25 protein-coding genes and 1 pseudogene are annotated in these 23,861 nt (G+C 66.6%); 13 read left to right on the forward strand and 13 right to left on the reverse strand.

Annotated elements, in window-relative coordinates; all coding sequences use genetic code 11:
* Positions 1-34 precede the first annotated feature (34 nt).
* From ACEL92_RS10725 to ACEL92_RS10745, 5 genes and pseudogenes are all read right to left on the reverse strand, one after another.
* Entirely contained in the window at positions 35-751 is a 717-nt protein-coding gene (locus tag ACEL92_RS10725; protein WP_374025543.1) for a sirohydrochlorin chelatase, read from the reverse strand.
* A pseudogene (locus tag ACEL92_RS10730) lies at positions 748-894 on the reverse strand (phosphoadenosine phosphosulfate reductase); the annotation flags it as partial. The pseudogene ACEL92_RS10730 and the gene ACEL92_RS10725, both read right to left, overlap by 4 nt.
* Before the next feature lie 65 nt (positions 895-959).
* On the reverse strand, positions 960-2,627 hold the full coding sequence (locus tag ACEL92_RS10735; protein ID WP_374025544.1) for a nitrite/sulfite reductase: 1,668 nt from the start codon (positions 2,625-2,627) through the stop codon (positions 960-962).
* A 265-nt stretch (positions 2,628-2,892) separates the two neighbouring features.
* Positions 2,893-4,272 (reverse strand): FAD-binding oxidoreductase, encoded by a 1,380-nt coding sequence (locus ACEL92_RS10740; protein ID WP_374025545.1) that lies wholly within the window; start codon positions 4,270-4,272, stop codon positions 2,893-2,895.
* Between the two features lie 6 nt (positions 4,273-4,278).
* A complete protein-coding gene (locus tag ACEL92_RS10745) occupies positions 4,279-4,929 on the reverse strand; it encodes a polysaccharide deacetylase family protein (RefSeq protein WP_374025546.1) in 651 nt (216 codons plus the stop codon).
* A gap of 77 nt (positions 4,930-5,006) precedes the next feature.
* Here ACEL92_RS10745 and ACEL92_RS10750 point away from each other — a divergent pair, with 77 nt between their 5' ends.
* The 8 genes from ACEL92_RS10750 (at position 5,007) to ACEL92_RS10785 (ending at position 12,764) form a co-directional block, all read left to right on the forward strand.
* Positions 5,007-5,633 carry a TetR/AcrR family transcriptional regulator gene (locus tag ACEL92_RS10750; RefSeq protein ID WP_374025547.1) on the forward strand — a complete coding sequence of 209 codons (627 nt, stop codon included), beginning with the start codon at positions 5,007-5,009 and terminating at the stop codon, positions 5,631-5,633.
* Positions 5,630-7,444 (forward strand): alpha/beta fold hydrolase, encoded by a 1,815-nt coding sequence (locus tag ACEL92_RS10755; protein ID WP_374025548.1) that lies wholly within the window; start codon positions 5,630-5,632, stop codon positions 7,442-7,444. Before ACEL92_RS10750 ends, ACEL92_RS10755 begins: the two co-directional genes overlap by 4 nt.
* Positions 7,445-7,586: 142 nt before the next feature.
* A complete protein-coding gene (locus ACEL92_RS10760; protein WP_374025549.1) occupies positions 7,587-8,723 on the forward strand; it encodes a serine/threonine-protein kinase in 1,137 nt (378 codons plus the stop codon).
* A 67-nt stretch (positions 8,724-8,790) separates the two neighbouring features.
* Complete coding sequence (locus tag ACEL92_RS10765; RefSeq protein ID WP_374025550.1) at positions 8,791-9,090, forward strand: hypothetical protein; 300 nt, start codon at positions 8,791-8,793, stop codon at positions 9,088-9,090.
* A 2-nt stretch (positions 9,091-9,092) separates the two neighbouring features.
* Positions 9,093-10,310 (forward strand): hypothetical protein, encoded by a 1,218-nt coding sequence (locus ACEL92_RS10770; protein WP_374025551.1) that lies wholly within the window; start codon positions 9,093-9,095, stop codon positions 10,308-10,310.
* 45 nt (positions 10,311-10,355) lie between these two features.
* The gene (locus ACEL92_RS10775) at positions 10,356-10,769 is read left to right on the forward strand and encodes a hypothetical protein (protein WP_374025552.1); all 414 of its coding nucleotides are present in this window, start codon (positions 10,356-10,358) and stop codon (positions 10,767-10,769) included.
* A 135-nt stretch (positions 10,770-10,904) separates the two neighbouring features.
* Positions 10,905-11,252, forward strand: a complete 348-nt coding sequence (locus ACEL92_RS10780; RefSeq protein WP_374025553.1) for a hypothetical protein — start codon at positions 10,905-10,907, stop codon at positions 11,250-11,252.
* Between the two features lie 78 nt (positions 11,253-11,330).
* Positions 11,331-12,764: a serine/threonine-protein kinase gene (locus ACEL92_RS10785; protein WP_374025554.1), complete on the forward strand. Its 1,434-nt coding sequence runs from the start codon at positions 11,331-11,333 to the stop codon at positions 12,762-12,764.
* On the opposite strand, the gene ACEL92_RS10790 is transcribed toward ACEL92_RS10785, so the two are convergent.
* Positions 12,765-14,027, reverse strand: coding sequence for a cytochrome P450 (locus ACEL92_RS10790; RefSeq protein WP_374025555.1), 1,263 nt, complete (start codon positions 14,025-14,027; stop codon positions 12,765-12,767).
* A gap of 81 nt (positions 14,028-14,108) precedes the next feature.
* On the opposite strand from ACEL92_RS10790, the gene ACEL92_RS10795 reads away from it, so the two are divergent.
* Positions 14,109-14,561 (forward strand): VOC family protein, encoded by a 453-nt coding sequence (locus ACEL92_RS10795; protein ID WP_374026169.1) that lies wholly within the window; start codon positions 14,109-14,111, stop codon positions 14,559-14,561.
* Positions 14,562-14,602: 41 nt separating this feature from the next.
* Here ACEL92_RS10795 and ACEL92_RS10800 read toward each other — a convergent pair whose 3' ends face one another.
* Positions 14,603-16,168: a serine/threonine-protein kinase gene (locus ACEL92_RS10800; protein WP_374025556.1), complete on the reverse strand. Its 1,566-nt coding sequence runs from the start codon at positions 16,166-16,168 to the stop codon at positions 14,603-14,605.
* Between the two features lie 360 nt (positions 16,169-16,528).
* Between ACEL92_RS10800 and ACEL92_RS10805 the strand changes: the two genes are divergently transcribed.
* Positions 16,529-17,476 (forward strand): SMP-30/gluconolactonase/LRE family protein, encoded by a 948-nt coding sequence (locus tag ACEL92_RS10805; protein WP_374025557.1) that lies wholly within the window; start codon positions 16,529-16,531, stop codon positions 17,474-17,476.
* Here the strand turns inward: ACEL92_RS10805 and ACEL92_RS10810 are convergent.
* From ACEL92_RS10810 to ACEL92_RS10820, 3 genes are read right to left on the reverse strand one after another with little or no spacing between them, the layout of a single operon-like run.
* Positions 17,473-18,321: an SDR family NAD(P)-dependent oxidoreductase gene (locus ACEL92_RS10810; RefSeq protein ID WP_374025558.1), complete on the reverse strand. Its 849-nt coding sequence runs from the start codon at positions 18,319-18,321 to the stop codon at positions 17,473-17,475. The genes ACEL92_RS10805 and ACEL92_RS10810 overlap by 4 nt on opposite strands.
* Before the next feature lie 25 nt (positions 18,322-18,346).
* Positions 18,347-18,754 carry a type II toxin-antitoxin system VapC family toxin gene (locus ACEL92_RS10815; protein WP_374025559.1) on the reverse strand — a complete coding sequence of 136 codons (408 nt, stop codon included), beginning with the start codon at positions 18,752-18,754 and terminating at the stop codon, positions 18,347-18,349.
* Complete coding sequence (locus ACEL92_RS10820; RefSeq protein WP_374025560.1) at positions 18,754-19,026, reverse strand: type II toxin-antitoxin system Phd/YefM family antitoxin; 273 nt, start codon at positions 19,024-19,026, stop codon at positions 18,754-18,756. Before ACEL92_RS10820 ends, ACEL92_RS10815 begins: the two co-directional genes overlap by 1 nt.
* 91 nt (positions 19,027-19,117) lie before the next feature.
* On the opposite strand from ACEL92_RS10820, the gene ACEL92_RS10825 reads away from it, so the two are divergent.
* The gene (locus ACEL92_RS10825; protein WP_374025561.1) at positions 19,118-20,275 is read left to right on the forward strand and encodes an ADP-ribosylglycohydrolase family protein; all 1,158 of its coding nucleotides are present in this window, start codon (positions 19,118-19,120) and stop codon (positions 20,273-20,275) included.
* Here the strand turns inward: ACEL92_RS10825 and ACEL92_RS10830 are convergent.
* The 3 genes from ACEL92_RS10830 to ACEL92_RS10840 all read right to left on the reverse strand — a co-directional run bounded on the left by ACEL92_RS10830 (position 20,255) and on the right by ACEL92_RS10840 (position 22,434).
* On the reverse strand, positions 20,255-21,541 hold the full coding sequence (locus ACEL92_RS10830) for a hypothetical protein (RefSeq protein ID WP_374026170.1): 1,287 nt from the start codon (positions 21,539-21,541) through the stop codon (positions 20,255-20,257). The genes ACEL92_RS10825 and ACEL92_RS10830 overlap by 21 nt on opposite strands.
* A 176-nt stretch (positions 21,542-21,717) precedes the next feature.
* A complete protein-coding gene (locus tag ACEL92_RS10835; protein ID WP_374025562.1) occupies positions 21,718-22,131 on the reverse strand; it encodes a DUF6636 domain-containing protein in 414 nt (137 codons plus the stop codon).
* Between the two features lie 93 nt (positions 22,132-22,224).
* Positions 22,225-22,434: a three-helix bundle dimerization domain-containing protein gene (locus ACEL92_RS10840; protein WP_374025563.1), complete on the reverse strand. Its 210-nt coding sequence runs from the start codon at positions 22,432-22,434 to the stop codon at positions 22,225-22,227.
* Positions 22,435-22,552: 118 nt separating this feature from the next.
* Between ACEL92_RS10840 and ACEL92_RS10845 the strand changes: the two genes are divergently transcribed.
* Positions 22,553-23,176 (forward strand): helix-turn-helix domain-containing protein, encoded by a 624-nt coding sequence (locus ACEL92_RS10845; RefSeq protein ID WP_374025564.1) that lies wholly within the window; start codon positions 22,553-22,555, stop codon positions 23,174-23,176.
* Positions 23,173-23,829, forward strand: a complete 657-nt coding sequence (locus ACEL92_RS10850; protein WP_374025565.1) for an enoyl-CoA hydratase-related protein — start codon at positions 23,173-23,175, stop codon at positions 23,827-23,829. The genes ACEL92_RS10845 and ACEL92_RS10850 overlap by 4 nt, the downstream gene beginning before the upstream one ends.
* Positions 23,830-23,861: the final 32 nt, after the last annotated feature.

Consider the following 23,861-nt stretch of genomic DNA (forward strand, 5'->3'; position numbering starts at 1 on the left):
ATTCGCGGTGTGTTTACCCGCAACAAGTCGGCGTTCAGGCGGCGGCGTCGGCTTCCAGCGCCTCGTGGTAACGGTCCAGCACGGTCTCGGCGACCAGCCGGTGCGCGCCCAGCGGCGCGGCCAACGGAATTCCGTTGTCCCGCGCGAAGGTTGAGACGCCGTCGGTAAGCAGTCCCGGCGCCAGGAACCACGGCGCGATGACCAGCCGGCGCGCGCCGCGGCGGCGCAGGTGGTCGGCGGCGCGGGCGACCGACGCCTCGGGCCGGGTGGCGAAGGCCGTGGTGGCCCCGACCCAGCGGGTGCCGATGGCCAGCCTGGACGCCACCTTCGCCGTACGCACGTTCGCCGCGGCGTTGGACGAGCCGATCGCAACGACCATCACGCCGAGGTCGTCGTCATCGGGCGAGACGCCCACCTCGGCCAGGCGTTCGCGCAGCACGGACACCAGCCGCTCGTCCTCGCCGAGCACGTCGGCCTGGCGGACGCCGTGGGCTCCGGCCTCGGCGATCTGCTTCGGGATGTCCAGGCGGGCGTGGTAGGCGCTGGCCAGCAGGAACGGGGCGACCACCGCGCGGCGGCTGTCCGGGAGGCCGGCCAGGACGTCGACGAAGTTCGGTTCGTTGAGCTCGAGGAACGCCAGCCGCACGTCGAGGTCGGGGCGCATCGAGGCCAGCCGGTCGGCCAGTGCCCGCGCGTTGGCGCCCGAGCGCGGGTCCCGGCTGCCGTGAGCGGTGAGTACGAGTGTGCTCATGATGCGTGCAACCCGCATTCGATCTTGTTTCGTCCCCGCCAGCGCCCGCTGCGAGGATCGTCACCCTCGGCCGGCTTGCTGGTGCGGGGCGCGCAGCCGATCGACGGGTAGCCCTCCTCAACCAGCGGATTGACCAGCACGTTGCGCTCCAGTTTGCGCAGCTGCTCTTCGGTGAAGTTCATCGCGACCATGGCGTGGTCATCAGCTCCTATCGCAGGTCGGCCTCGTCGGCGCGCAGGGCCCAGGACGCGAAGCGCTCACCGCCGTCGCGCTGCTCGAGGAACTTGCGCGTCACCCGGTCGATGTAGTCGCCGAGCTCGTCGCTGGTCACCTTGTGCTGGCGCAACTTTCGGCCGAACCCGCTGGCCTCGCCAAGGCCGCCGCCCAGGTGGACCTGGAAGCCCTCGACGGAGTTGCCGTGGCCGTCGTCGATCCACTGGCCCTTGAAGCCGATGTCGGCGACCTGGATGCGCGCGCACGAGTTTGGGCACCCGTTGAGGTGGACGCTGATCGGGACGTCGAGCTTGGAATCGACGTCGGCCAGGCGCTGTTCCAGCTCGGGCACCAAAGTCTGTGTGCGCACCCGGGTTTCGGCGAAAGACAGCTTGCAGAACTCGATGCCGGTGCAGGCCATGGTGTTCTTGCGCCACGCGGACGGGCGCGACGGCAGGCCCAGCGCGTCCAGCGCGTCGACCGTCTCGTCGACCAAGGCGTCAGGCACGTCGAGGATGACCAGCTTCTGGAACGGGGTCAGCCGGGCGCGGTCGGAGCCGGCCTTCTCCATCAGGTCGGCCACCGCCGACAGCGTCGCGCCCGACACGCGTCCGGCGATCGGGGCCACGCCAATCGCGTTGAGCCCGTTCTTGATCTTCTGCACGCCGACGTGGTCGATGGTCTGCTTGACCGGCGCGGGCGCGGGGCCGTCGATGAGTCGGCGGTTGAGGTACTCGGTTTCCAGCACCTCGCGGAACTTCTCGACGCCCCAGTCTTTGATCAGGAACTTCAATCGCGCCTTCGCCCGCATCCGCCGGTAACCGTAATCGCGGAACAGCCGGGTCACGGCCTCCCAAACGTCGGGCACCTCGTCCAGCGGGACCCACACGCCGACCCGCCGGGCCAGCATCGGGTTGGTCGACAGGCCGCCGCCCACCCAAAGGTCTAGGCCGGGGCCGTGCTCGGGGTGGTTGACGCCGACGAACGCGACGTCGTGGGTCTCGTGGGAGACGTCCTGCAGGCCGGACACCGCAGTCTTGTACTTGCGCGGCAGGTTCGCGTACTCGGGGTTGTTCAGGGAGCGCCTGACGATCTCGTCAATCGCCGGCGTGGGGTCGAGCACCTCGTCGAGCGAGTCGCCGGCCAGCGGCGAACCGTGGATGCCGCGCGGGCAGTCGCCGCAGGCCTCGGTGGTCTGCAGCCCCACTTTGTCCAGGCGGCGCCAGATCTCGGGGACGTCCTCGATGCGGATCCAGTGCAGCTGCAGGTTTTCCCGGTCGCTGATGTCGGCGGTGTCGCGGGCGAATTCGGTCGAGATCTGGCCCAGCGTGCGCATCGAGTGCGCCGTCAACGGCTTGCCGTCGGTGCGGACGCGCATCATGAAGTACTTGGCTTCGATCTTGTCGGTGTTGTCGTCGCCGGTCCAGCTGCCGTCGTAGCCCTGCTCGCGTTGGGTGTACAGGCCCATCCAGCGGAACCGGCCGCGCAGGTCGGAGTGGTCGATGCTGTCGAAGCCCTGCTTGGCGTACACGTTGACGATGCGGTCGCGGACGTTGAGCGGCGCGTCGTCGTTCTTTATCTTCTCGGTGTCGTTGAGCGGTTCGCGGTCACCCAGCGCCCACTGGCCCTCGCTGCGGGTCTTGGCGGGACGTGCTGTGGTCATTGGTGTCTCCTTCGCGGTGCTCGGGCTGTGGGCTGCTGGCCGCGGCATCGACGCGATGATGTTGTCAGTCAGAGGTGAGAGCGGGCGCTCCGTTGCGCCCACGTCTCATGGCTTCATAGTGCAGGGGTTAGGCGTAGGGGAGTAGAGGTCGCGCCGTTGTGAGGGCACAACCACCGGTTGTGTGTGCGGCTTCACCGAGCCGCGGTTTCCCTCGGAATCGCCGGGAAGTGGGCCGCGCCGAAACCCGCCCACTGCCGGTTATCGGTTAAGCACCCGCGAACACCACGTCGGGGTTGAGGATGCCTGCCGGGTCGAAGCTGTGTTTGATGCGGCGCATCAGGTCGACCTTGACCGGGTCTTCCAGCTCGAGGAAGTAGGGCGTCTTCGCCCGCCCCAGGCCGTGCTCGCCGGAGATCGCTCCGCCCAATTCGGTTGCCAGCGCGAAGATGTCGGTCATCAGCTTCTTGCGGGCGTCGGGGTCCTTGCAGAAGATCGCCAGGTGCACGTTGCCGTCGCCGGCGTGCCCGCAGCCCGCCGCGGCGCCACCGGCGGCCGCGGCCAGGCCGCGCGTGGCCGAGAGAAACTTGGGCATCGCGCCGCGCGGCACCACGGTGTCGATCAGGTCGTCGGCGCCGACGGCCTTCAACGTCCAGAACGCCTTCTCGCGCGCCTCGATCAGCTTGCGCGCCGAACCGCCTTCCAGCACGTAGGCGTCCACCGCGCCCAGTTCGGCCAGCAGCTCGCCGGCCTTCTCGACGTCCTCGTCCAGCCGGTCGGCGGTGCGATCCTCAACCGCAACAACCAGATACGCGTCGCAGCTGTCGCGGACGCTGTCGGGGATGCCCAGCTCCAGGTTCTGGGTGTGCACCAGCGCGGCCATCGTCACGTTGTCGATGTACTCCAGGATGTAGGGCGCGAGGCCGCTTCCCACGATCTTGGGGACCGCCGCCATGACCTGATCGAAGTCGGCGAACGGGGCGAGCACGGCGGCGTTGTGGTCGAGCCGCGGGTGCAGCTTGACGGTCACCTCGGTGGCCAGCGCCAGGGTGCCCTCGGAGCCGACGATGAGTTGGGTTAGGTCGTAGCCGGTGGAGATCTTGGCGATTTTGCCGCCGGTGCGGATGAGTTCTCCGGTCGGCAGCGCCGCCTGCAGCCCGAGCACGTTCTGGCGGGCGATGCCGTACTTGACCGCGTTCATGCCGCCGGCGTTGGTGCCGACGTTGCCGCCGACGCTGGAGGACAGCTCCCCGGGGTGCACCATGTAGCGCAGGCCGGTGTCGGCGGTCGCGGCGTCCAGCTCGGTGAGCGTGATCCCGGGCTGGACGACGGCGACCTGGTTGGTGGTGTCCACCTCGAGGACGGCGTTCATGCGTTCGAAGGAGATCAGCAGCCCGTCGGCCCGCGGGATCGCCGCGCCCGACAGGCCGGTGCCCGAGCCGCGGGCCGTCACCGGCACCTGGTTATCCGAGGCGGCCTTCAGCAGCTGCGAAACCGCTTCCGCGGAAGCCGGTTTGGCGACGAACGCCGGCCGTTGCGGCGGCTTGGTCAACACCTCGTCGTGCCAGTAGTCCTCGGGGATGGCGTCACCGGTCAGCAGGTTGTGCTGGCCGACGATCTCGGCGAACCGCGCGGTCATGTCGCTCATGAAGATTCAGCCTATCGCCGGGGTCAGGTGATCGACGGGTACTCGCGTTTGGCCGCGGACGATCGGCACACACTCGTCGGGGATCTCGGTGGTGACCTGGACGCCGTAGTCGTCGAGTTCGTCGAGAAAGGTGGGCAGCTGCTCCATCGCGCCGGTGGGCAGGTCGTGCAGGACGACCACGGTGTGCTGGTGGTTGCGGGCATCGGCGAGCGCCCGGCTAACCCAGCCACTCGGGTCGGTCCAGTCGCGGGGGACGCTGTTCCATAGGACGCAGGTGTACTTTTCCGCGATGAGGTGGTCGATCGCCGTCGGATTCAGGCAGCGTCGTTCGAGTGCGCCCCCCGTTCCCCACGGCCTGAAGTAGCGATCGGCATCGCCGAACTCGTCCAAAAGCTCTTGGGTGGCGCGCATTTCGCGCAGGGTCTCGTCCGCAGAGAGTTCGCCAAGGGGCCGGCCGTGGGTGAAGGAGTGATTGCCGATCCGGTGCCCGTCGCGCACGGTCCGCTCGAGCAGCCGACGCCCCGCCGGCGTGGAGGCGTTCTCGCCGACGACGAAGAAGATGGCGTGCGCTTGGCGCTCGGCAAGAATGTCGAGAACCACGTCCGTGACACCGGCGGTTGGGCCGTTGTCAAAGGTCAGGGTGATTTTCGGTCGCATCAGCTGACAGCGTACCTTGCCTGACTGATCGATCAGGCAGTACGTTTGGCCGAAAGCGGATATGAGGAGACGGGGCGATGTTGACCGCGGCGGTGACCAAGCCCGAGGTGCCTGCCGGGGACGCCCGGCAACGCATCCTGCAGACGACAATCCAATGCTTCTGCGCGCACGGATACGAAAAGTCCTCGATGAAGCTGATCTCGACGAAGGCGGGCGTCTCGCAGACGCTGCTGCACTACCACTTCGAAACCAAAGAAAAGCTTTTCCAGGCCGCGATCGACGACATGGCCAAGCGCATTTTCGCCACAGCGGCGAGCCACCTACTGCACCGGCTGTCGGTGCGGGAGGGCCTGACCGGGGCGGCCGACCTGATGTACGCCTTGTTCATCGACAACCTCGACGCGGTCACCTTCATGGTGGAGTTCGCCGCGGCGGCCAACCACAACGAGTTCCTGCGCACCGCGTATGTCGACTATCGCGATACTCAGCGTCGGCAGTTCGGCCTGGGGCTGCGCCGCATCGCCGGTGACGGCGTGCCGCAGCGGGTGATTGACGAGTCGGTGCGGCTCTTCGAGACCGTGCTGCTGGGCATGTCCATGCAGCGACCGTTCGTTTCGGACACGTCGGACTTCCGCCGCGACTTCGACGTGTTTGCCCAATTGCTCGCCTCCCGCATAACCGAAGGATTGGAACCCCGGCGATGACGAACGTCATCGCTCGGCCGATGGTCGAAGACGCCGTGGCCGGATCCGGCGGCAAACGAATCTTCGTGCGCCGCTACGACAATCCCCGCGCCGACTATGTTTTGGTGTTGGTGCACGGCACCGCCGGCAACAGCGAGGGTTACGACGCGTTCGCCGAACACATGCGCCGAAACCACCGGGCGGCCGTCTATTCGTTCGACCTGACCGGGCACGGCCGCACCGAAGGCCGGCGGGGCGTGTTCAGCTTCGAAGATTTCCTCGAAGACACCAGGGCCGTCACGGATTACGCGGCGCGGCGCACGTCGCTTCCCGTCGTCCTGCACGGCGCGAGCCAGGGTGGGGAGGTCGCGTTCCACGCCCTGGACGCGTGCCCGGCCGTCAAGGCCGGCGTGTGCATGAACATCCTGCTGAACCACGAGGTACCGATGAGCCCGGCGATCCGGTTATTCCAGTCTCGCCTGGCGAACTGGGCGGTCAAGATTTTTGGCGATCGGCTGCGCGTGCCATTAACACGGGTCATCGACTTCAATGCGGCCTATCAGGAAGACCCTGGGCTGCTGGACACGAAGAAGAAAGACCCGTTCTACGTCTGGCGGTACGGGCTCAAGAGCTACCACTCGGTGTTCAACTATGTGCCACCAAAACCCGCCGGCGCCAATACTAAACCCGTCCTGGTCACCTGCGGGGAACACGACGAGATCGTCAGCGCGGAGCATTGCCGGGCGTGCTTCGAGCGGATCGGCGGGACCAAGGACTTCTTCATGATGCCCGGCGGCGGCCATCAACTCATGCTGTTCGACACGGTCGTCTACGGCCGCGTGATCGACTCGTGGATCCGCGAACGCGTCCTCGTGCATGCCCTGTCGTGGGAGCCGCCGATCGGGCCCGAGGAGCGGCGCTACTTCGAGTTCCTCGATCGCGAGCGGACCAACGATGCAACAGGCGAGCCCGAATATCGCTATTCGATCATCGACCGCGCGCTCATGCGGATCAGCAACGGCACGATCGAGCGCGGGGTCCGCTACTTCTCCAACGCCGACGTCAGCGAACAGTGGCGCTTCACCGCCGATCTCGTCGGCGAACTCGACTATGCCGCCTGGGAATTCCTGCGCGACTATCTTCCCTCCGCCGAGGGTCAGCGCCCGCGGATGGCGGTGGTCGGTTGCGGCACCGGCGGGGCGATCGACGGATTGCTCAGACGGTATCCGGAGTTGCGGCAGTGGGAGATCGTGGGCATCGACGTCGACTACAAATCCATCGACGCGGCCCGCAAGCGCTTCGCCGACGTGGACGGGGTGACCTTCGTCGTCGGCGATGCGCGTGACCCAGAGGTGTTGGGCATCAATCGATTCGACCTGTTCTATCTGCACGGGGTGCTCGATCACTGCACCGAGCACCGCCGCCTGATGGACAGCGTCTTCGGCGCGCTGCGGCCGGGCGGCCGGATGTTCTACGTCGCACCGGACCGCAACGTGTTCACGTGGCTGTGTTTCGTTACCGTCGGACCGATGTTCGTGTTCGGCCTGCACAGGCCGAACCACGACTTTCGGCGATTCCCGCGCCCCGCGGAGTTGAACACCCTGCTCACGCAGGCCGGTTTCGAGCTGTTGCCCCGAAGAGGCCGCCCGGACGCCCCCGCCATGGTCGGGGTCGAATACAAGTCGGGGTTGAATCCTTTTCCCGTCAAGAAGTCGGTGCGGACTCGCACCCTGACCGAGGAGATCTTCGAGTACGCGGAGCCCAGGTGGTGGCTGCGGAACGGCTTCGTCGGCGAGTATGCGGGGGCGGTTCAGAAGCCCGCAACTGTTTAACGCCTGTCGAGTAGCGGGTTTCGATCTGGGATCGTGTGGTTATTCGAAACCAGCAGGGCAGTCAGCTTTCTGACAGGAGATCGCCACGGACCTCCAAGGAACTCAGTCCTACCGCGGCCAGGGCAGTAACGGGGTGCTCCTGGTGCCAGGCGGTCTCCTCGGCGACGGTCGTTACGAACTGCGCGGCGTCCTGGGCCGCGGCGCGATGGCCGAGGTGCGCGAAGGGTGGGACCGCAAGCTGAACCGGCCCGTCGCCATCAAGCTGCTCTATCCCGGCGTGGCCGACCGGCCGGACAACCGCTCGCGGTTCGACACCGAGGCGCGCGTCGCCGCGCGGCTGACCGGGCGGCACGTCGTGGTGGTCCACGACGTCGGCGAGCATTACGGGTTGCCGTTCATCGTCATGGAGCGACTGCCGGGGGTGACGCTGGCCGACCACATCGCCCGCGGGCCACTGCCAGTGCCTTTCGTACACGCCGTCCTCGACGGCGTCCTGGACGCCCTGGCCGAGGCGCATCACGCCGGCATCCTGCACCGCGACGTCAAGCCCGGCAATATTTTGTTCACCGCCGCGGGTGAACCCAAGCTCGCCGACTTCGGCATCGCCAAGACGTCCGGTGCCGCCTACACCAGGGCGGGCGAAGTCGTCGGCAGCATGGCCTACCTGAGCCCCGAGCGGCTGACGTCCAAGCCGGCCACGGTGCTCGACGACCTGTATGCCGTCGGCGTGGTGGGTTACGAGGCGCTGACCGGGCGGCGGCCGTTCCCGCAGGAGGACCTCGGCGCGCTGGCGCGCGCGATCCTGCAGGAGTCGCCGCCACCGCTGGCCGCCCTACGCCCGGATGTGCCGCCGCCGCTCGCCGCCGCGATCGAGCGCGCGATGGCGCGCGACCCCGCCGTGCGGTTCGACCAGGCTGCCGCGATGCGGGCCGCGCTGGTCGGCGCCCCACCGCCGGTGATGCCCACCGGCACCCGGGTGATGGAGGCGCCGCCGCCCGCGGTGCTGACGTATACGCCCGCGCGGCTGGAGCCGGATAGCCCGCGGCGCAAGTGGTGGATCGCGGCGATTGCTGCCGCGTTCGTGCTGGCGCTGCTGCTCTTTGCCATTGATCCGCCGTTCTCGGCGCCACCGCGGACTCCCACGACGACGACCACCACGCCGACGCCGCCACCGACGACCACCGCCACCACCACACCGAGCAGCACCCCGCAGCCGGCGCCCCCACCGGGTCCGCCCGGTCACGGGGGCCCTAAGCACAAAGGCGGCCACGGCGGCTGATTTTGGCCGGGTTTCAGGGGCATCTGGGTGACTGGCAGGCGCGTGACGTGCAACCTACGCTCGCACCGTGCAGCAAACGATGCATGTGGACGGCGCCGGTCTCAGAGCTATGGCGGCCCGCTGGGGCGTATTGGTGGACGGTCTGGGCGGCACGGCCGCGCCGACGGGGCTTGGGTTGTCATGTCAGCCCAGCGCGGCCGCCGTCAACGGTGCCCACTTTGATGTTGCGGCGTTCACCGCGGAGCTGGCCGCGCAGGTGCGCGCACGCGCCCTCGGCGTCGGTCAAGCCGATACCCGCTACATTGCCCAAGAAGCTGAATCTGCCACGGACTTCGCTGCGGTAATTCCCTCGGTGACCAGCGTGTAGCGATGGCGATGGGAGTGGCTCCTAGTCTGTCGGCGCTGTTGGCTTGGCCCACCGACCATCTCACCGAGGCGGCCGCTCACTGGGAGGCCGTTGGCGAGCGCAGCTATGCGGTGCTCCACCAGGTCTGGCGAGAAGGCGCCTCGGTCGATTGGCGCGGCGAAGCCGCCGACAAGTTACGTAGCGCGACGCATGCCGACCTACAAGCCACGAGTGCGGCAGTCGACCAACTGCAGGCGGCAGCCCGGGTCGCTCGAAGCGGGGCCTCGGATCTGTATGCGGCCCGATCCAGAGTTCGCTACGCGGTAGACGACGCTCGTTCAGCGGGATTCGAAGTGGGCGAGGACCTTTCGGTCACCGACCGTGTGGGTGGTGGGTCAGCCGCGGAGCGGGCCGCCCGGCGCGCCGCAGCACAGGCATTCGCCGGCGAAGTCCGTCAAAGCGCCGCGCAACTGGTTGGGCTGGACCAGCAAGTCGCCAGCAAAATCACCGCCGCCGTGGCCGGAATCCGCGACACGTTCCCGCAACCTCCCGCCTCTATCGCCCCTCCGCCAGCCCGCAATGGCCATATCTACGCCGTCGATCGCGTCTGGAAACAAGACGGTGGCAACGGCGAACCGAACCCTGGGCCTACCGGCGCACCCAGCGGTGACGATATCCGTCGGGTGCTTGACAAACTGCCTGTCGGCGATCGACCAGATGTCAGGGAAGTGCGTTCTCCGAAAGATCTCGAGAACTTGTGGAATTGGGCCAAACAGCACGGAGTCGAAATGCCGAACGGGTACGGCGACCCCAGCAAAGGGATTCGATACGCGTTACCTGACGGCACGACGATCGGGCAGCGCTGGACCGCGGAGTCCAACGGAAAACGGGTTGTTGACATCAACATTCCGGGTCAAGGTGGCTATACAAAAGTTCACATCAATCCGAGAGGTGGTGTACCGGAAATAGCGCCCTCCCCGCCGCGTCCCGCTGGCCCGCCTGTGTCCGGAGAACCTGCTGTCACCCCGCAGGCACCAGTCCGTGCGCCCGTCGAAGCCCCGCCCGCTCTTAAACCCGCCCCAGGCATCCCGGAGGGTGGGGGAGCAATGCCAGGTTTCGGCGGGCTGCCCCCAAACTCCCCCGCAACAGGCCCGCATCCCATCCATATTCCGCATACTTTGGACCACAAGTGGCCGCTTCTCGGCGAGATTCCCGAAGAATTCGAAGGCCCACAGGAATGACGACCGAAGCTAACAACATAAAGAACTGCTACGTCGGAGAAAATGATGACTCAGCCCGATGACCGGCATTTGGGGCACAACAAGCCGGGAATGAATGCCGAAGACTTCCTGCGCAAGGAGCTCCTGCTCGACGGGCAGGCAATGTGTGTCCCGATGGCGCAGGTCACATCCGTCATGAGACGTCACCGCCTCGCCGATACGGTCGAGGACGAGCAAAACTTGGTGCTGCGCACGATTCGATCCCTGCTCGACGACGGCCTCATGAAGATCGGAGACATACTCGGTGCTTCCGATGAACGAGTGGTGCCTTGGGATCTCTCGATCGATGCCGCGATGGAGCGCCTTCGCGACCTTTTCGTCGGCCACTACGACGAGCCCACCCTGTGGGACTTGGCCGTCTGGTTCCAATTGACACCCGAGGGCGAAAAAGTGGCCGAGTCATTGAAAGGCGGGCAGTAGTTCGACCGTTGAGAGCGAGCCAGCGCTATACCCGCGGCGCCCGGGCAACAAGCACAGAGGCGAACCACAAGGGCGGCCACGGCGGCTGACCTCGATATGGGATCGGTAGCCGGCCGGCCGTTGTGACCTTGCGGCATGAACAAGAAGTGGATGGCCGGCGCGTTGCTGACGGCCGGTATTGGCGTGGGGTTGGCCGCGGGCGTGGCGCAAGCCGACCCCTATGGACACGTCGGGGGGAACTGCCCGGCTGGGCACACCTGCGGCAAGTGGTGCCCGGGCGAGCGCGTCCCGGACAACTTCATCAACTGGGACATGGGGGTGTGCCACCTCTATTACTACGACTATCGTGGCGTGGTCGACGCCGACAGCGGGGCCGTCTACGGCTGGCCGGACGGTCCGATCAATGCCACCCCACGGACGCCGGCCGGACCGCCCAACTTCAACTGCGGCCTGTTTTGGTGCCCGGTGCCGCCGCACGCGTGAGCCGCCGCACGTTAGGCCGGCGGCCAATTCGGGAATCCGGCGGGCTGGACCTGCTCGACCTAGTGAAAGGACTGCCCATTGACCTCGCGGCTTGGCACGCGGTTCGGGCCCTACGAGCTGCGATCGCTAATCGGGGCGGGTGCGACGGGCGAGGTGTACCGCGCGCACGACACGGTTAGGGACCGGACGGTCGCGGTCAAGCTGGTATCCGCCGACATCGCCGCGGAACCCGGCTTCCAGCAACGCTTTCGACAGGACTGCGGTGTTGCCGCGCGGTTGGAGGAGCCGCATGTCGTCCCGGTGCACGACTTCGGTTCGATCAACGGGGCTTGTTATGTCGACATGCAGCTGGTCGACGGCGGCAGCCTCAGGGATCTGCTGCGCGAGCGGGGGCCACTGGAGGCGTCGCGCGCCGCGTCGATCGTCGCGCAGGTGGCGCGGGCGCTGGACGCCTCGCACGCCGCCGGGCTGGTGCATTTGGCTGTTCGGCCCGAAAACGTGCTGCTGACCCCGGACCATTTCGCGTATCTCGTCGACTTCGGTCTCGGGCACGGCGACCCGTCGCGGGTGTTTATGGCGCCCGAGCGCTTCACCACCGGCCGGGTCGGGCCGCAAACTGACGTGTACTCCCTGGCGTGCCTGCTCTACGAGTGCCTGACCGGTCAGCCTCCGTTCGAGGCGTCCGACCCGGCCGAGCTGAGGAGCGCCCACCTACTCTCGCCGGCGCCGCGACCCAGCATCATGCGCCGCGGCGTGGGCCGGGCCTTCGACGACGTCATCGCCCTCGGCATGGCTAAACAACGCACGGCGCGATTCGCCTCCGCAGGCGAACTCGCGCGCGCCGCCAGCGAGGCCGTGAACGCGGCGTACGAGCCGGTCGCGGTCGGTGCCGCGGCGGGACGCCTTGGCACCCGGCCGTTCGAGGCGATCTATCCCAACCCCGACGACACCGGCTACAGCCCGTATCCGGTTGTCGACCCCGAGCCTGCGACGCCGTCTCGGCCGTTTGGCGGTCGGGGGCCGCGGGTGGCGATCGGGGCGGCGGTGGCGCTGGTGGTGATCGGGCTGATCGTGGCGCTGGTGTCGGCGTTGACGAGCGGAGGTCCGCCGCCCGCTCGGACGGCTCAGGTGCCATCGCCCGCGCCGTCGAGCCCGCCGCCGCCGAAGACGCCGACGCTGTCGGCCCCGGTGCGGGGCGCCGACGGGCTGGGATTCGTCGGCGAGACGGCCCGCTGCGATCCGGGCAATCCGCCGGCCGCCGTGGTGCGCACCGCCAAGTCGCTAGCCGTGGTGTGCCAAAACCTCAGCGGCAGTTACTACTACCGCGGCGAGCGCATCAGCGACGGCGCGCACATCGAGCTGTCCAACGCCGAGCGCGCGGGCGACGGGTTCGATGTCACCAACCCGGTCGACGGCGTCGTCTACGAGGTGCGCCCGAACCGGCTGCGGATCATCAGCGGCAGCCACGTCGATTCGTCGGAGCCGGTGCTGCAATACGCCACGGCGTCGTAGTCACCACGGCCCGAGCCTCTTTCGTCCTGGCGTGAAGGTGACCGGCAGCGTGCCGAGCCCGGTCATGCTCGGGTTGCCCAGGTATTGGTGGACGTTTGCGACGTCGACCTGGTAGTCGGGGATGCGGTCGAGGACGGCCTTCACCATAACTTCGGCCATCAGGCGCGCCAGGTGCGAGCCTATGCAGCGGTGCGGCCCGAGCCCGAAGGCGACGTGCCGGTTGGGCGCGCGATCCAGGACGATCTGGTCGGGCTTTTCGAATTCTTTTTCGTCGTGGTTGGCCGAGAGCCAACTGATGACGACCCTGTCGTTCTTGCGGAGGCGTTGGCCGTCGAGCTCGACGTCTTTCGTGACGGTGCGGCTCAGGGTTTGGTTGACCGAGAAGTAGCGCAGGAATTCGTCGGTGGCGGTGCGGTAGAGCTCCGGGTGGTCGATGAGTTGTTGGCGCAGCTGAGGGTGGGTGCCCAGGTGCAGCAGTGTCAGTGCGGTTTGGGAGGTGGTGGTGTCGACCCCGCCGCCGATGAGGTTCCACAGGATGTTGAGCAGCTGTTCGTCGGTGAGGCGCTGGCCGTCGAATTCGAACTGGATGAGGAAGCTGGTGAGGTCGTCCTCCGGTTTGGCCCGTCTGGCGGCCGCGTACTCGAGGACGCCTTGCATCATTTCCGGCACTTTGGCGATGGCTTCGAGGTACTCCGGGCTGTCCTGCGGGACGGCCATGACGGAGTGGAAGAGGTTGGCGTAGAGGTGCCAGTTGTCGAGGGGCAGGCCCATCAGCTTCATCGTGAGGATGGCCGGGACGGGGCTGGCGTAGTCGAGGACGAGGTCCATCTGACCGTCCTCAATTTTCTGGTCGAGGAACTCGTGCGCCTTGTGCTCCATGAACGGCTTGAGCTTTTGGACGGCGCCGGGGGAGAAGAACGGCGCGAGGGCGTGGCGTAGGGCCTGGTGGTGGGGGCCGTCGACCTCGCCGATGCCCAGGGCCGGCTGGCCTTCCGGTCTTGGGACGCCCATCTCGCCCTGGTAGTCGACGCCGTCCGCGGCGTTGGGCTCGTAATTGTGGGCGAACGTGTCACCGTCACGGGCGGCCTGGCTCACCGCGGCGTAGCTGCTGAGGAACCAGAACCCGCCGTAGTTCTCGTTCCACGCGACTGGGCATTTCTGTCTCAGCTCGGCGTTGATGGCCAACTCGTTGAGGTTGAACGCGTCGGAGTGATGGTCGAAGTCGACAATGGCGTCTTCGGCGACGTCGGGTCGGGTTGTCATCTGATCCTCCACGGCGACCCAGCTGCTTTTTGCACTATCTTTGCATTATTACGCTCGTGGGTTCCGTCGAGAAAGGCCGCGATGAGTAGTCACCGGACGACCTTCAACCATGTCGGATTGTGCGTCTCCGATCGCGAGCGGTCGCGGCGGTTCTACGAAAATGTGCTGGGGTTTCAGTTCTGGTGGGAGCTTGATCCGCCCGACGGCCCTACCGCCCAGCTGGTGCAGCTACCCGAGCCGCTCGGCGTGCATGCGACTTATCTTGTCCGCGACGGCTTTGTGCTCGAACTCATGGACTACTCGAAGCGCCAAGTTCACACCGGGTCCGAACGCGTCATGGATCAGATTGGGCTGACGCACATTTCCTTCTCGGTGTCCGATCTTGCCGACGCGTTGGAGAAGGTCAAGGAGTTCGGGGGAGCGGTAGTCGGCGCGACGGTGACGGAGGCGATGGCGATGATCCGGGATCCTGATGGGCAGTTGCTGGAGTTGCTTTCGGATGGGTGGCTTTCTGCGCTGCCGCTACGCGCCTGATTCCGAGGCAATGGGCCTGCTGAGGGAAAGCCTTGTATCCCTCATCGGTTGTACGCCGTACTGCCCTCCACAGGATGCGTCGTGCTGACGATTTTGGCCGCGCAGTGGTCCCGATCGAACCCCTGAGTCCTGCACCATGCCAACGCACCCGCTGAGTCGGTGAACGTGATGCCGGCAACCGTGACCCAGAAGTCGGGAGATGAGAAGGTCGACCAGTCACCGGACCAGAGCAGCCTCACGTTCGAGAAGCGCTGGCGCAGCTGAAGGTGCTCTTGGAGCGTCATTGCGTCGTCCCACACCTGGCCGTTGTCGACGACCCCGGGACGCTTGGAACTGAGTTGGGGCACCCAGCGGTCAGCCAGTTGCGAGCTGACCCAAGGCCGGTCGTCAGCCGCGATCTGTCGAAGCTCCTGCGCAGGATCTTGGGGTGTAGCGGTCGCCGTGGTGCGGATCTGAGTCGACGGTGACGCCGATGCCGACTCCGACGGAGGGGCGGTGGGTACGGGATTGGTATAGGGGACGAGCGGCGCCGTCGAGGGCTCGGAGCTGTTCGAGTCGCGGTGAGCGAGGAGTCCGATCACCACACCGGCGCCGCCCACCAACGCCACTGTGATCCCGATAGAGACTCCTACTATGAACTGCCTAGAGCGCCCGGTGTCGCTGGTGACGACTGGTGTCGGACCAGTTGCAGGGTAAGCGTACGAGGCGTTAAAGGGTGGATAACTCTGTGGCCCGCTTACATATTGGGGCGCTAGCAACGTGTCCGCTTGAGGCGGGGTCGACGATCTCGTCGACAACGCACGCTTGGCGGCGCGCCCCAATGCGCCAGCACTGCCGTAGCGGTCGTCGGGGTGCTTTGCCATGCCGCGAGCGATGACGTCGTCGAAAGCCGTAGGCACACGTGGATTGACGCTGCTCGGCCTGGGAGGTGGTGACGAGATGTGTGCGCCGATGATCTGCTCGGCGCTATGTAGTGGGAACGGTTTAGCGCCCGTCAGCGCCTCGTACAGGACGCAGGCCAGCGAGTAGACGTCGACCGATGTCGTCACTTCCTCATCGCCTAAGCGTTCCGGAGCCATGTAATCGAAGGTGCCGACTTGATAGCCCGCCATGGTGAGGTGAGTATCTCCTTTGGCTTCGGCGATACCGAAGTCGACCAAGTACGCGAAGTCGTCGGGCGTCACAATGATGTTCTGCGGCTTGACGTCTCGATGGATGAGTCCTTCAGCGTGCGCGGCGTCCAATGCCGCCGCGATTTGGCCGATGATGTCGGTCGCTCGTTGTGGTTCCAGGGGGCCCTTCTTGAGCATGTCGTGCAGGGTTTCCCCTCGAACCAACCGCATGTCGATGTACAGGACGCCGTTAACTTCTCCCCAGTCGTGGATTGGAATGACGTGCGGCTCCTGCAGAACTGCAGCTGCGCGAGACTCACGTAGGAACCGCGCACGGTAGGTGTCGTCCTGGGCGTACCGGTCTGTGAGTAACTTGAGCGCTACGGTTCTCCCCTTTTTCGTGTCGTACGCCTCGTAAACCTCCCCCATCCCGCCTTGGCCGAGCATTCGCCTGATCTCGTAGCGCCCAAACGCACTGCCGACCAGTGACCTCACAGCACACTTCCTTCTCTTCGCTGCGATCAGTGTCCATCCAGTTGACACCACTTTGGAAGGGTTCGCCCAAGTAACGATGGATTTAGGCGGTACGGCCCGACCCGCGATTTTGCTCTGGAACAAATGCAGCACCCCGACACCGCTGGCACGTTCTGAAGCCTTTAGACGGCGCTGCAGCCGAGACACGTCTGTGCCACATCCGCGGGGCAAAATGTCGAGATTTCCGGACTGGGGTGTCGAGTGCGGAGCCGAGGCGCTGCGGCGCTATGTGGACGTCCTTTACCATCCAAATGCGGCAAGCCTTTGTAGGCAGATTTCATGCGAACTTCCAGGATCTGACGGGATACAGATGGGCGAAAAATGCCGATTCCCTTCGAGGTGATCGGTCTGCACGCCATCGGGCGCGGCGTGGAACGGCCGGAACACGTGGTGGTGGCCGGCGATGGCCGGGTGTTCGCCTCCGACAAGGCCTCAGCTGTCGCGGAGCTCGTTGACGAGAACACCGTTCGGCCGATCGGGCAGGCGGGCGGCGAACCGAACGGGATCGCGATCGATCGCGACGGCCACTTTCTGATCGCCAATTGGGGCCGGGGTGTGCTGCAGGATCTCGACCCGCAGACCGGCGCGATCACGGCGGTCTTAAGCGAGCAACTCGATGGACGCCCGCTGCGATGGCTGAACTTCGTCCTGGTGGATTCCGTTGGTGCGCTGTGGTGTTCGGTGAGCACGATGGCTGAAGATCTTATGGAAACCCTCGCGCGCGGCACTGCCGATGGGTTCCTCTTTCGGATCGCGCCGGACCGCCAGTCGGCCCACATGGTTGCCGATGGTGTGGGCTTTCCGAACTGCATGGCGCTGGACCGCAACGAGGACTACCTCTATGTGGTCCGTACGGTGGCCGCCGATGTGGTCCGGTTTCCGATCCGAAGCGAAACTCTGGGGCCGCCAGAGCAATTCGGCCCGCCGCTGGGCGGTCGGCGACCCGACGAGTACGGCCCCGACGCTAGCCGACTCCTGACCGAGCCGGAGGTCGGCCAAAGATGGGGGATGGCCGACGGATGCGCGTTCGACGCCGAGGGAAACCTCTGGGTCACACTGGTTCTCGCCAACAGGATCGTGGCGATCAGCCCAGACGGCACGGCGACAACCGTGATCGAAGACCCCGACGGGGCGCTTCTACAAAGCCCGACCAGCATCGCCTGGGGCGGGCACGACAGGCGCGACATCTACATCGGCTCCATCGCCACCCCGTACGTGCTCAAGGGCAGAAGCTCGGTGGCCGGCCTGCCGCTCACCCACCAGCGCTAGCCGCCCGACGGCCCGGGCCTCATGAAGTCCGGCAGCGCCGCCTCGGGATCGGCCGGGATCATCGACTCGCCCAAACCCCACAGCTGCCGAATGGTGGCGCCGCCGTCGACGACGAGCGTCTGACCGGTGATGCGGGCGGACAGCTCCGACGACAGGAACAGCGCGGCGTTGGCGATGTCGTGCGCGCGCGGCGCCGCCAGCGGGTTAATCCCGTTGACGGCGTACTCGTTTGGCGGCTGATCCTCGTTGCCCGAGCCCACATTGCCGGGCGCGACCGCGTTGGCGCGAATGCCGTACCGCCCGAGCTCATCCGCGAAGGTCTTGACCAACGAGATGACGCCGGCCTTGGCGGCACCGTAGGCGGCGTGGTAGGTCGCCGCCGCGATGCCGTCGACCGAAGCGACAGCGACCAGCGATCCGCCGGTGCGCTGGGCGATCATGTACCGTGCCGCGGCTTGAAAAAGGTAGTAGACCTGGGTCAGGTTGTAATGAATTGTTGCGTCCCACAATTGGGGGGTGAAGTCCTCGACCTTCGACCAGGTCGCGCCACCGATGATGTCGACGCACACGTCGATGCCGCCCAGCGCAGCCTCGACGTCGTCGATCGCCCGACCGACCTGCTCGGGGTCGGTCATGTCGGCGACGATCGGGATGGCATTCCCTCCGCGGCCGACGATCTCGCCGGCAACTTGCTCCGCACGCTGCTCGTCGATGTCGATGCAGGCGACCGAGGCGCCCGCTTGGGCCAGGACCAGCGACGTGAACCAGCCATGGCCCGCGCGCTCCCGGATATACCCCGCGCCCGACACGACGGCGCGTTTGCCTGATAGTCCGAAATCGATCACGGCCGACCTCCAATCCGACGAATTCTTACGGCTCTCGGCGGCCCGGAGCAACGGTGGGCAGGCCGGCTGCCGCGGCGGCCGCACGGAGGCGTTCGTCGTAGGTGACGAACGCCGTCAACTGGGTGCCGAACACCGCGTTGGCGGTCGCGAGGTGGATCGCGTCGAGTGACCGTAATGTGTTGTCCGGATAGGCCGCAGCGGCCGCCCGGACCACCTCGTCGACTTCATAGCGTGCCACTCGAGCCACGGTCGCGGGCACATCGGCGAGCAGGGAGGGATCTACCCGGCGCAGCGCGCGTGGAAGTTCCACCTCGATCAGCGTCGACGACACCCACGGCGCCGCTGTTTGTGCGTCGAGCCAGTCGGCGAGGGTATCGCTTTCGGGTTCACGCCGGATCAGTTTCATCAGCGCCGACGTGTCGAGATAAAGCATCAATAGCGCTCGTCGTCGCGGAGCTCGCGCAGCAGTTGGCCGGCCTCGTGGTCCGTCTTCACCGGTCCGGAGAGACGCGGCGCCGGCCCGCTGAGCGTGGCGGGATGAAGCCTTCCCGCGCTGATCATTTCGGCTAGGGGATTTTCCTGGGCCGGGACGAGGCGGGCCACAACGGCCCCGCGTTCGGTGATGTCGATTTGCTCGCCGCGCTTTACGCGCGCGAGCACCCCGGCGGTATTTTGGTTCAGCTCGCGCACCGGCACCTCGGACATGTCGGCCAGTGTACTACTTATTTGTACTACACGGAGAGCGCTCGGCCGGAATTGTCCAATCGCGTTTACACGATGGCGGTAGCGTGCGGCTATGGCGATCGATGGCCGAGAGCGATTCCGTGGCTGCCTGTTGGGTGGAGCCGTGGGCGACGCGTTGGGTGCGCCTGTCGAATTCCACACGCGGGAGCAGGTTCTTGCGCAGTTTGGCCGCGAAGGAATCACCTCCTACGCGCCCGCCTACGGCGGTCTCGGCAGGATCACCGACGACACTCAGATGACGCTTTTCACCGCGGAGGGTCTTCTCCGCTATCGGGTTAGGGGATGCCTGAAGGGTGTATCGACGTACTCCGGTGTAACTGCAAACGCGTATCTCCGATGGCTGCGGACACAAGGCGAAGTGCCGGCGCACGACATCGGAGTTGGCGCGCCGTTCGGCGAAGGTGAGCCGGGCTGGCTATACGAGCAAAGCCAGTTGCACAGCCGGCGCGCTCCGGGCAACACCTGCGTGTCGGCGCTTCGGCAGATGCGTGGTCTCGGCGAGCCCGCCAGCAACGCCAGCAAGGGCTGCGGTGGTGTGATGCGCATGGCCCCGGTCGGCCTCTTCGTCGCCCGGCTCCCGAACGGGACGATGCGGCAAGCGTTCGAAATTGGCAGTGAACTTGCGGCGCTGACCCACGGTCACCCCTCCGGTTCGTTGTCCGCTGGGATGTTGGCCGCCCTCGTCTATCAGCTGGCCCAGGGCATAACGCTGGCTGAGGCATTGCTAGCGGCGAAGCACGTTCTCGCCGAGTTTCGCGATCACGACGAAACGTTGCGCGCAGTCGAGTCCGCCGAAGCGGCGACACACCGTGACGCTCCCCGCTGCGATGCCGTCGCCAAGCTAGGTCAGGGTTGGGTGGCTGACGAGGCGTTGGCGATTGGCGTCTATTGCGCGCTGGTGGCCGAGTCGTTCAGCGACGGCATAATTCTCGCGGTCAATCACGACGGCGATTCAGACTCGACGGGATCGATCGCGGGCAATCTACTTGGCGCAATGGTCGGCGTGCGGGCTATCTCCTCGCAATGGCTTGAGCCGCTAGAGCTTGCCGACGTCATTGGACAGATTGCCGACGACCTGTACGACTACCCGCAGTGGCAGCTGTCCGAGTACAGCACCGACGATGAATTTCAGCGTATTAGCCGCAAGTATCCGGGTATTGAGACAGCCTCGACCGCGGTCACTGACGGCTCAATGCGCCGCGGGCGTTGATGCCGCACCGTCTACCTCGGGCTGGCGTTCAAAATCCTTGCCGTTGCCCATGTCTGGCTCTTCTTCGGTGCCTTTGCCCCGGAATGGCCCGGCCACCTGTGAGCCCACCCAGACCATCCCGCGGCCCACCGCCCCGAGCGCATGGCCGGTCGTCGTCGCGACGGCTCCCAGCGTGGCGACGGCGGCGTCGAGCACGCTCGGAATATGGAAGTCCTCCCACGTCTCGACCTGGTGCTGGCGGGCCTTCGCGAAGCGGTCGAACTCGTCGCGCAGCGCGACGCGCTGCTTGGCCAGCTCGCGCACCGCCCAGAATCGGAAGCCGTCAACCGCCTTCGACCGCCCGAAGCGGTCGAGCACTTCCTTCGCGCTGCGGTACATGTCGAGGTCCTCGCGCAGATGGTGGTCGACCAGCCCGCGCGCCTCGTCGATCGCCCGCAGCAGCTGCTCGGGCTCCTTGGCCTCGATGCGCGCGAGGTTCAGCCGCTGCCACTTGTGCAGCGCTTCCTCGGCGATCACCAGCAGGCTCAGGGTGTCGCCAAGCCGGTTGTCGTCGATGGCATTTCGCAGCTTCGCGGCGCGCTGCTGCACGGCCAGCGTGTGGTCGAAGGACACCAGGATGCGGCTGACGTGGTTGCGCAGTTGCTCGACCGCGACGTTGAGCGCCGGCCCCAGCGCGGCCACCGAATCCCAGTACGCGTCGGGCAGCGACCCGTACTTCTCCAGCGAGTCGACCATCCGCGAGACCGTCAGGCTGTTGCCCAGGACGTCGCCGGCACGCTGCGCCCGGGCCACCTCGAGCACCGCCTCGACCTTGTCCTCCACCCGCCGGACGGCGTCCTCCACCTCGGCGACCGCGGACTTCAATGCCATCTGCACCGCGATCATCTGCGCCGAGAGCATCACCTCCGGGCCGAGCAATTCGGGTCGCCATTGCAGGTGGGCAAGGACGTCGTCGGTGCCCGTCGTCAGCCGGAAGAAGCCGTCGGCGACGGGAACCAGCTTGCCTTCCTTCAACACGTCGACAATGTCGCGATGCAGCTGGACGTACTTGCCGGAGTCGGCCAGCAGCGAGGCCAGCCCGGCGATGGCCGCGTTCGCGAGGCAGGCGCCGTCGATGCCGGTGACCCGCACGCCGTTCCCGGCGGTCGCACGCAGCCGGGTCAGGTAGGACTCGACGGCGGCGGGGTCACCGCCCAGCAGCAGGGACTCGTCCTGGAACGACACCACGACCTCGTCGGCATCGATCGCCGCCGACAGCTCAGACACCTCGGTCACGGCACCCCCTGGTCCTTTGGCCGAGCAAAGCGGCCAAGAGTTAACAGGAATTTCTCGGCTAGCAAACTCGGACATTACACGTATGCCGTAGGCGCACCCCCGGGTTCGCCGCGTGTTCGGGAGGAATTCACCGGGTACGGGCGTAACCGGTTCGAGCGGAACGAGTCTCAGCCGAGGTCGTAGGAATCCCGCGAGACGCGGAAGTAATGGCCGGTGCTGCTGTCGGTGCACGTCATGCCCGCTGGCTCGCTGTCGCACGAGAGGGTCCCCGCGGACATGGTCCGGCCGTAATCCAGAGTGGGCTCGCCGGCGACGCGCAACGTCTCGCCGTGGCAGTGGATGGCGGCCGGCTGGCCCTGGTCGAGGACGAAACGGTTACCCCAGGCGAGGTGCTTGCCGGATTCCGGCGGCGGCGGTGGCTGGTAATCGAAGTCGCTGATGTCGCACGCGGCGCCGAAGCTACCCAGGACGCAGTAGATGTTCCCGGACGGGGATTGAAAGTCCATGGTGTCCGCGCGTGCGATCGGCGCCGCGGCAACGGCGGCAACGGCGATGACGACCACGAGGGTCCGCCCGATCATTTGCTGAGCGTAAGCCCAGACGCCGTTGGCCCGGGCCGGTAAGCGGGAAATAAGTTTGCGCGGCACGCCGTCCCGTCCCGGCGGCTGCGACCGCTAGTTGGAACGCGCCCTCAGCTGCTCGCGTGTGTGCTTTTCCACGAACAACGGAACGAAGTCCCGCACGCGGCTATGCGCGAACCGGGCATGCTCTTCGCGGATGAGGGCGTCGACGACCTCCGCCGGGATTCGCGGGAACTCACCGATGAGTTGCCGGCCGAGGTCCGCCAACAGCGCTTCTTCGTTGACCTGCGTGACCTTACCCATGAGCATGGGGTTCCCGATGGCCCCGCGTGGTCAAACGGGTTTCGACCGCTGTCGCGTTAAGACAGCGTGAACCGCCCTAATTTAGTAACAGAGCGATCGCTCTGTTACTATGGCCCGCATGCCGCGGCCCAGGGTGCACGACCAGGATCAGATCCTGGACGCCGTCGAACGGCTGGCCGTGCAATCCGGGCCGGCATCGGTGACGATACGAGCCGTCGGCGACGCAATCGGCGTATCCAACGGCGCGCTGTACCACACGTTCGGTTCGCGGGCGGGCCTCGTCGGGCGCGCGTGGCTGCGGGCCGGGCACCGATTCCTCAGCGCGCAAAGCGAATTGATCGACTCCGCGGACGGGGACGGCGTCGACGCGGTGGTGGCGGCCGCCGAGGCGCCGGCCGTCTTCGCCGAAACCCACCCGGAGTCATCGCAACTCCTGCTGACGGTGCGCCGCGACGAGCTGCTGGGCCCCGAGACACCGCCCGACATCGCCGCGCAATTGCGCGACCTGGACCGGCTGCTGGTCGAGACGATGATCCGGCTGGCCCGCCGCCTGTGGGACCGCAAGGACGCCGCGGCCGTCGATGTGATCACGACCTGCATCGTCGACCTGCCGACCGCGATCCTGTTGCGCCGCAACCGGATCGACGACCCGGACGCACGCGAACGGCTGCGCGCGGCCGTCATCGCCGTGCTCGACGTCGGGGCACCCCGGCGCAGGACCACAGAAAGGGCCACCACATGACACCGACATTCAGCTGGGACGACAAGATCGCGATTCTGCGCCTCGGCGAGGACGAGAACCGGTTCTCCCCAGAGTTTCTCGACGCGATCAACGGGCAGCTCGACGAAATCCAGCAGGCCGGCGCGCAGGGCCTGGTCACCACCGCGGCCGGCAAGTTCTACACCAACGGGCTGGATCTGGACTGGCTGGGCGCGCACGCCGACCAGACCCAGTCCTACGTCGCGCGGGTGCAGGCCCTGCTGGCCCGCGTCCTGACCTTCCCGATGCCGACCGCCGCCGCGGTGACCGGCCATGCCTTCGGCGCCGGCGCCATGCTCGCGATGGCCCATGACGTGCGGGTGATGCGCGCCGACCGCGGGTTCTTCTGCTTCCCCGAGGTCGACATCCGCATCCCGTTCACCGACGGCATGGCCGCGCTGATCCAAGCCAAGCTCACCCCCCGCGCCGCGGTGGCCTCCATGACCACCGGGCGGCGGTTCGGTGGGGAAGAGGCCGCCGAACTCGGCATCGTCGACGCGACTGCAGCCGAGGCCGAGGTGACCGCCGCGGCCACCGACCTGCTGCGCCCGCTCGGCGGCAAGGACCCCGGCACGCTCGGCGCCATCAAGCAGACCATGTTCCGCGCAGCGGCCCGGGCGTTGACCGACGTCTGAGCCCGACACGAACCGCGATTGTTACCATCGCG

The organism is Mycobacterium hainanense (assembly GCF_041890355.1).
Taxonomy (GTDB): domain Bacteria; phylum Actinomycetota; class Actinomycetes; order Mycobacteriales; family Mycobacteriaceae; genus Mycobacterium; species Mycobacterium hainanense.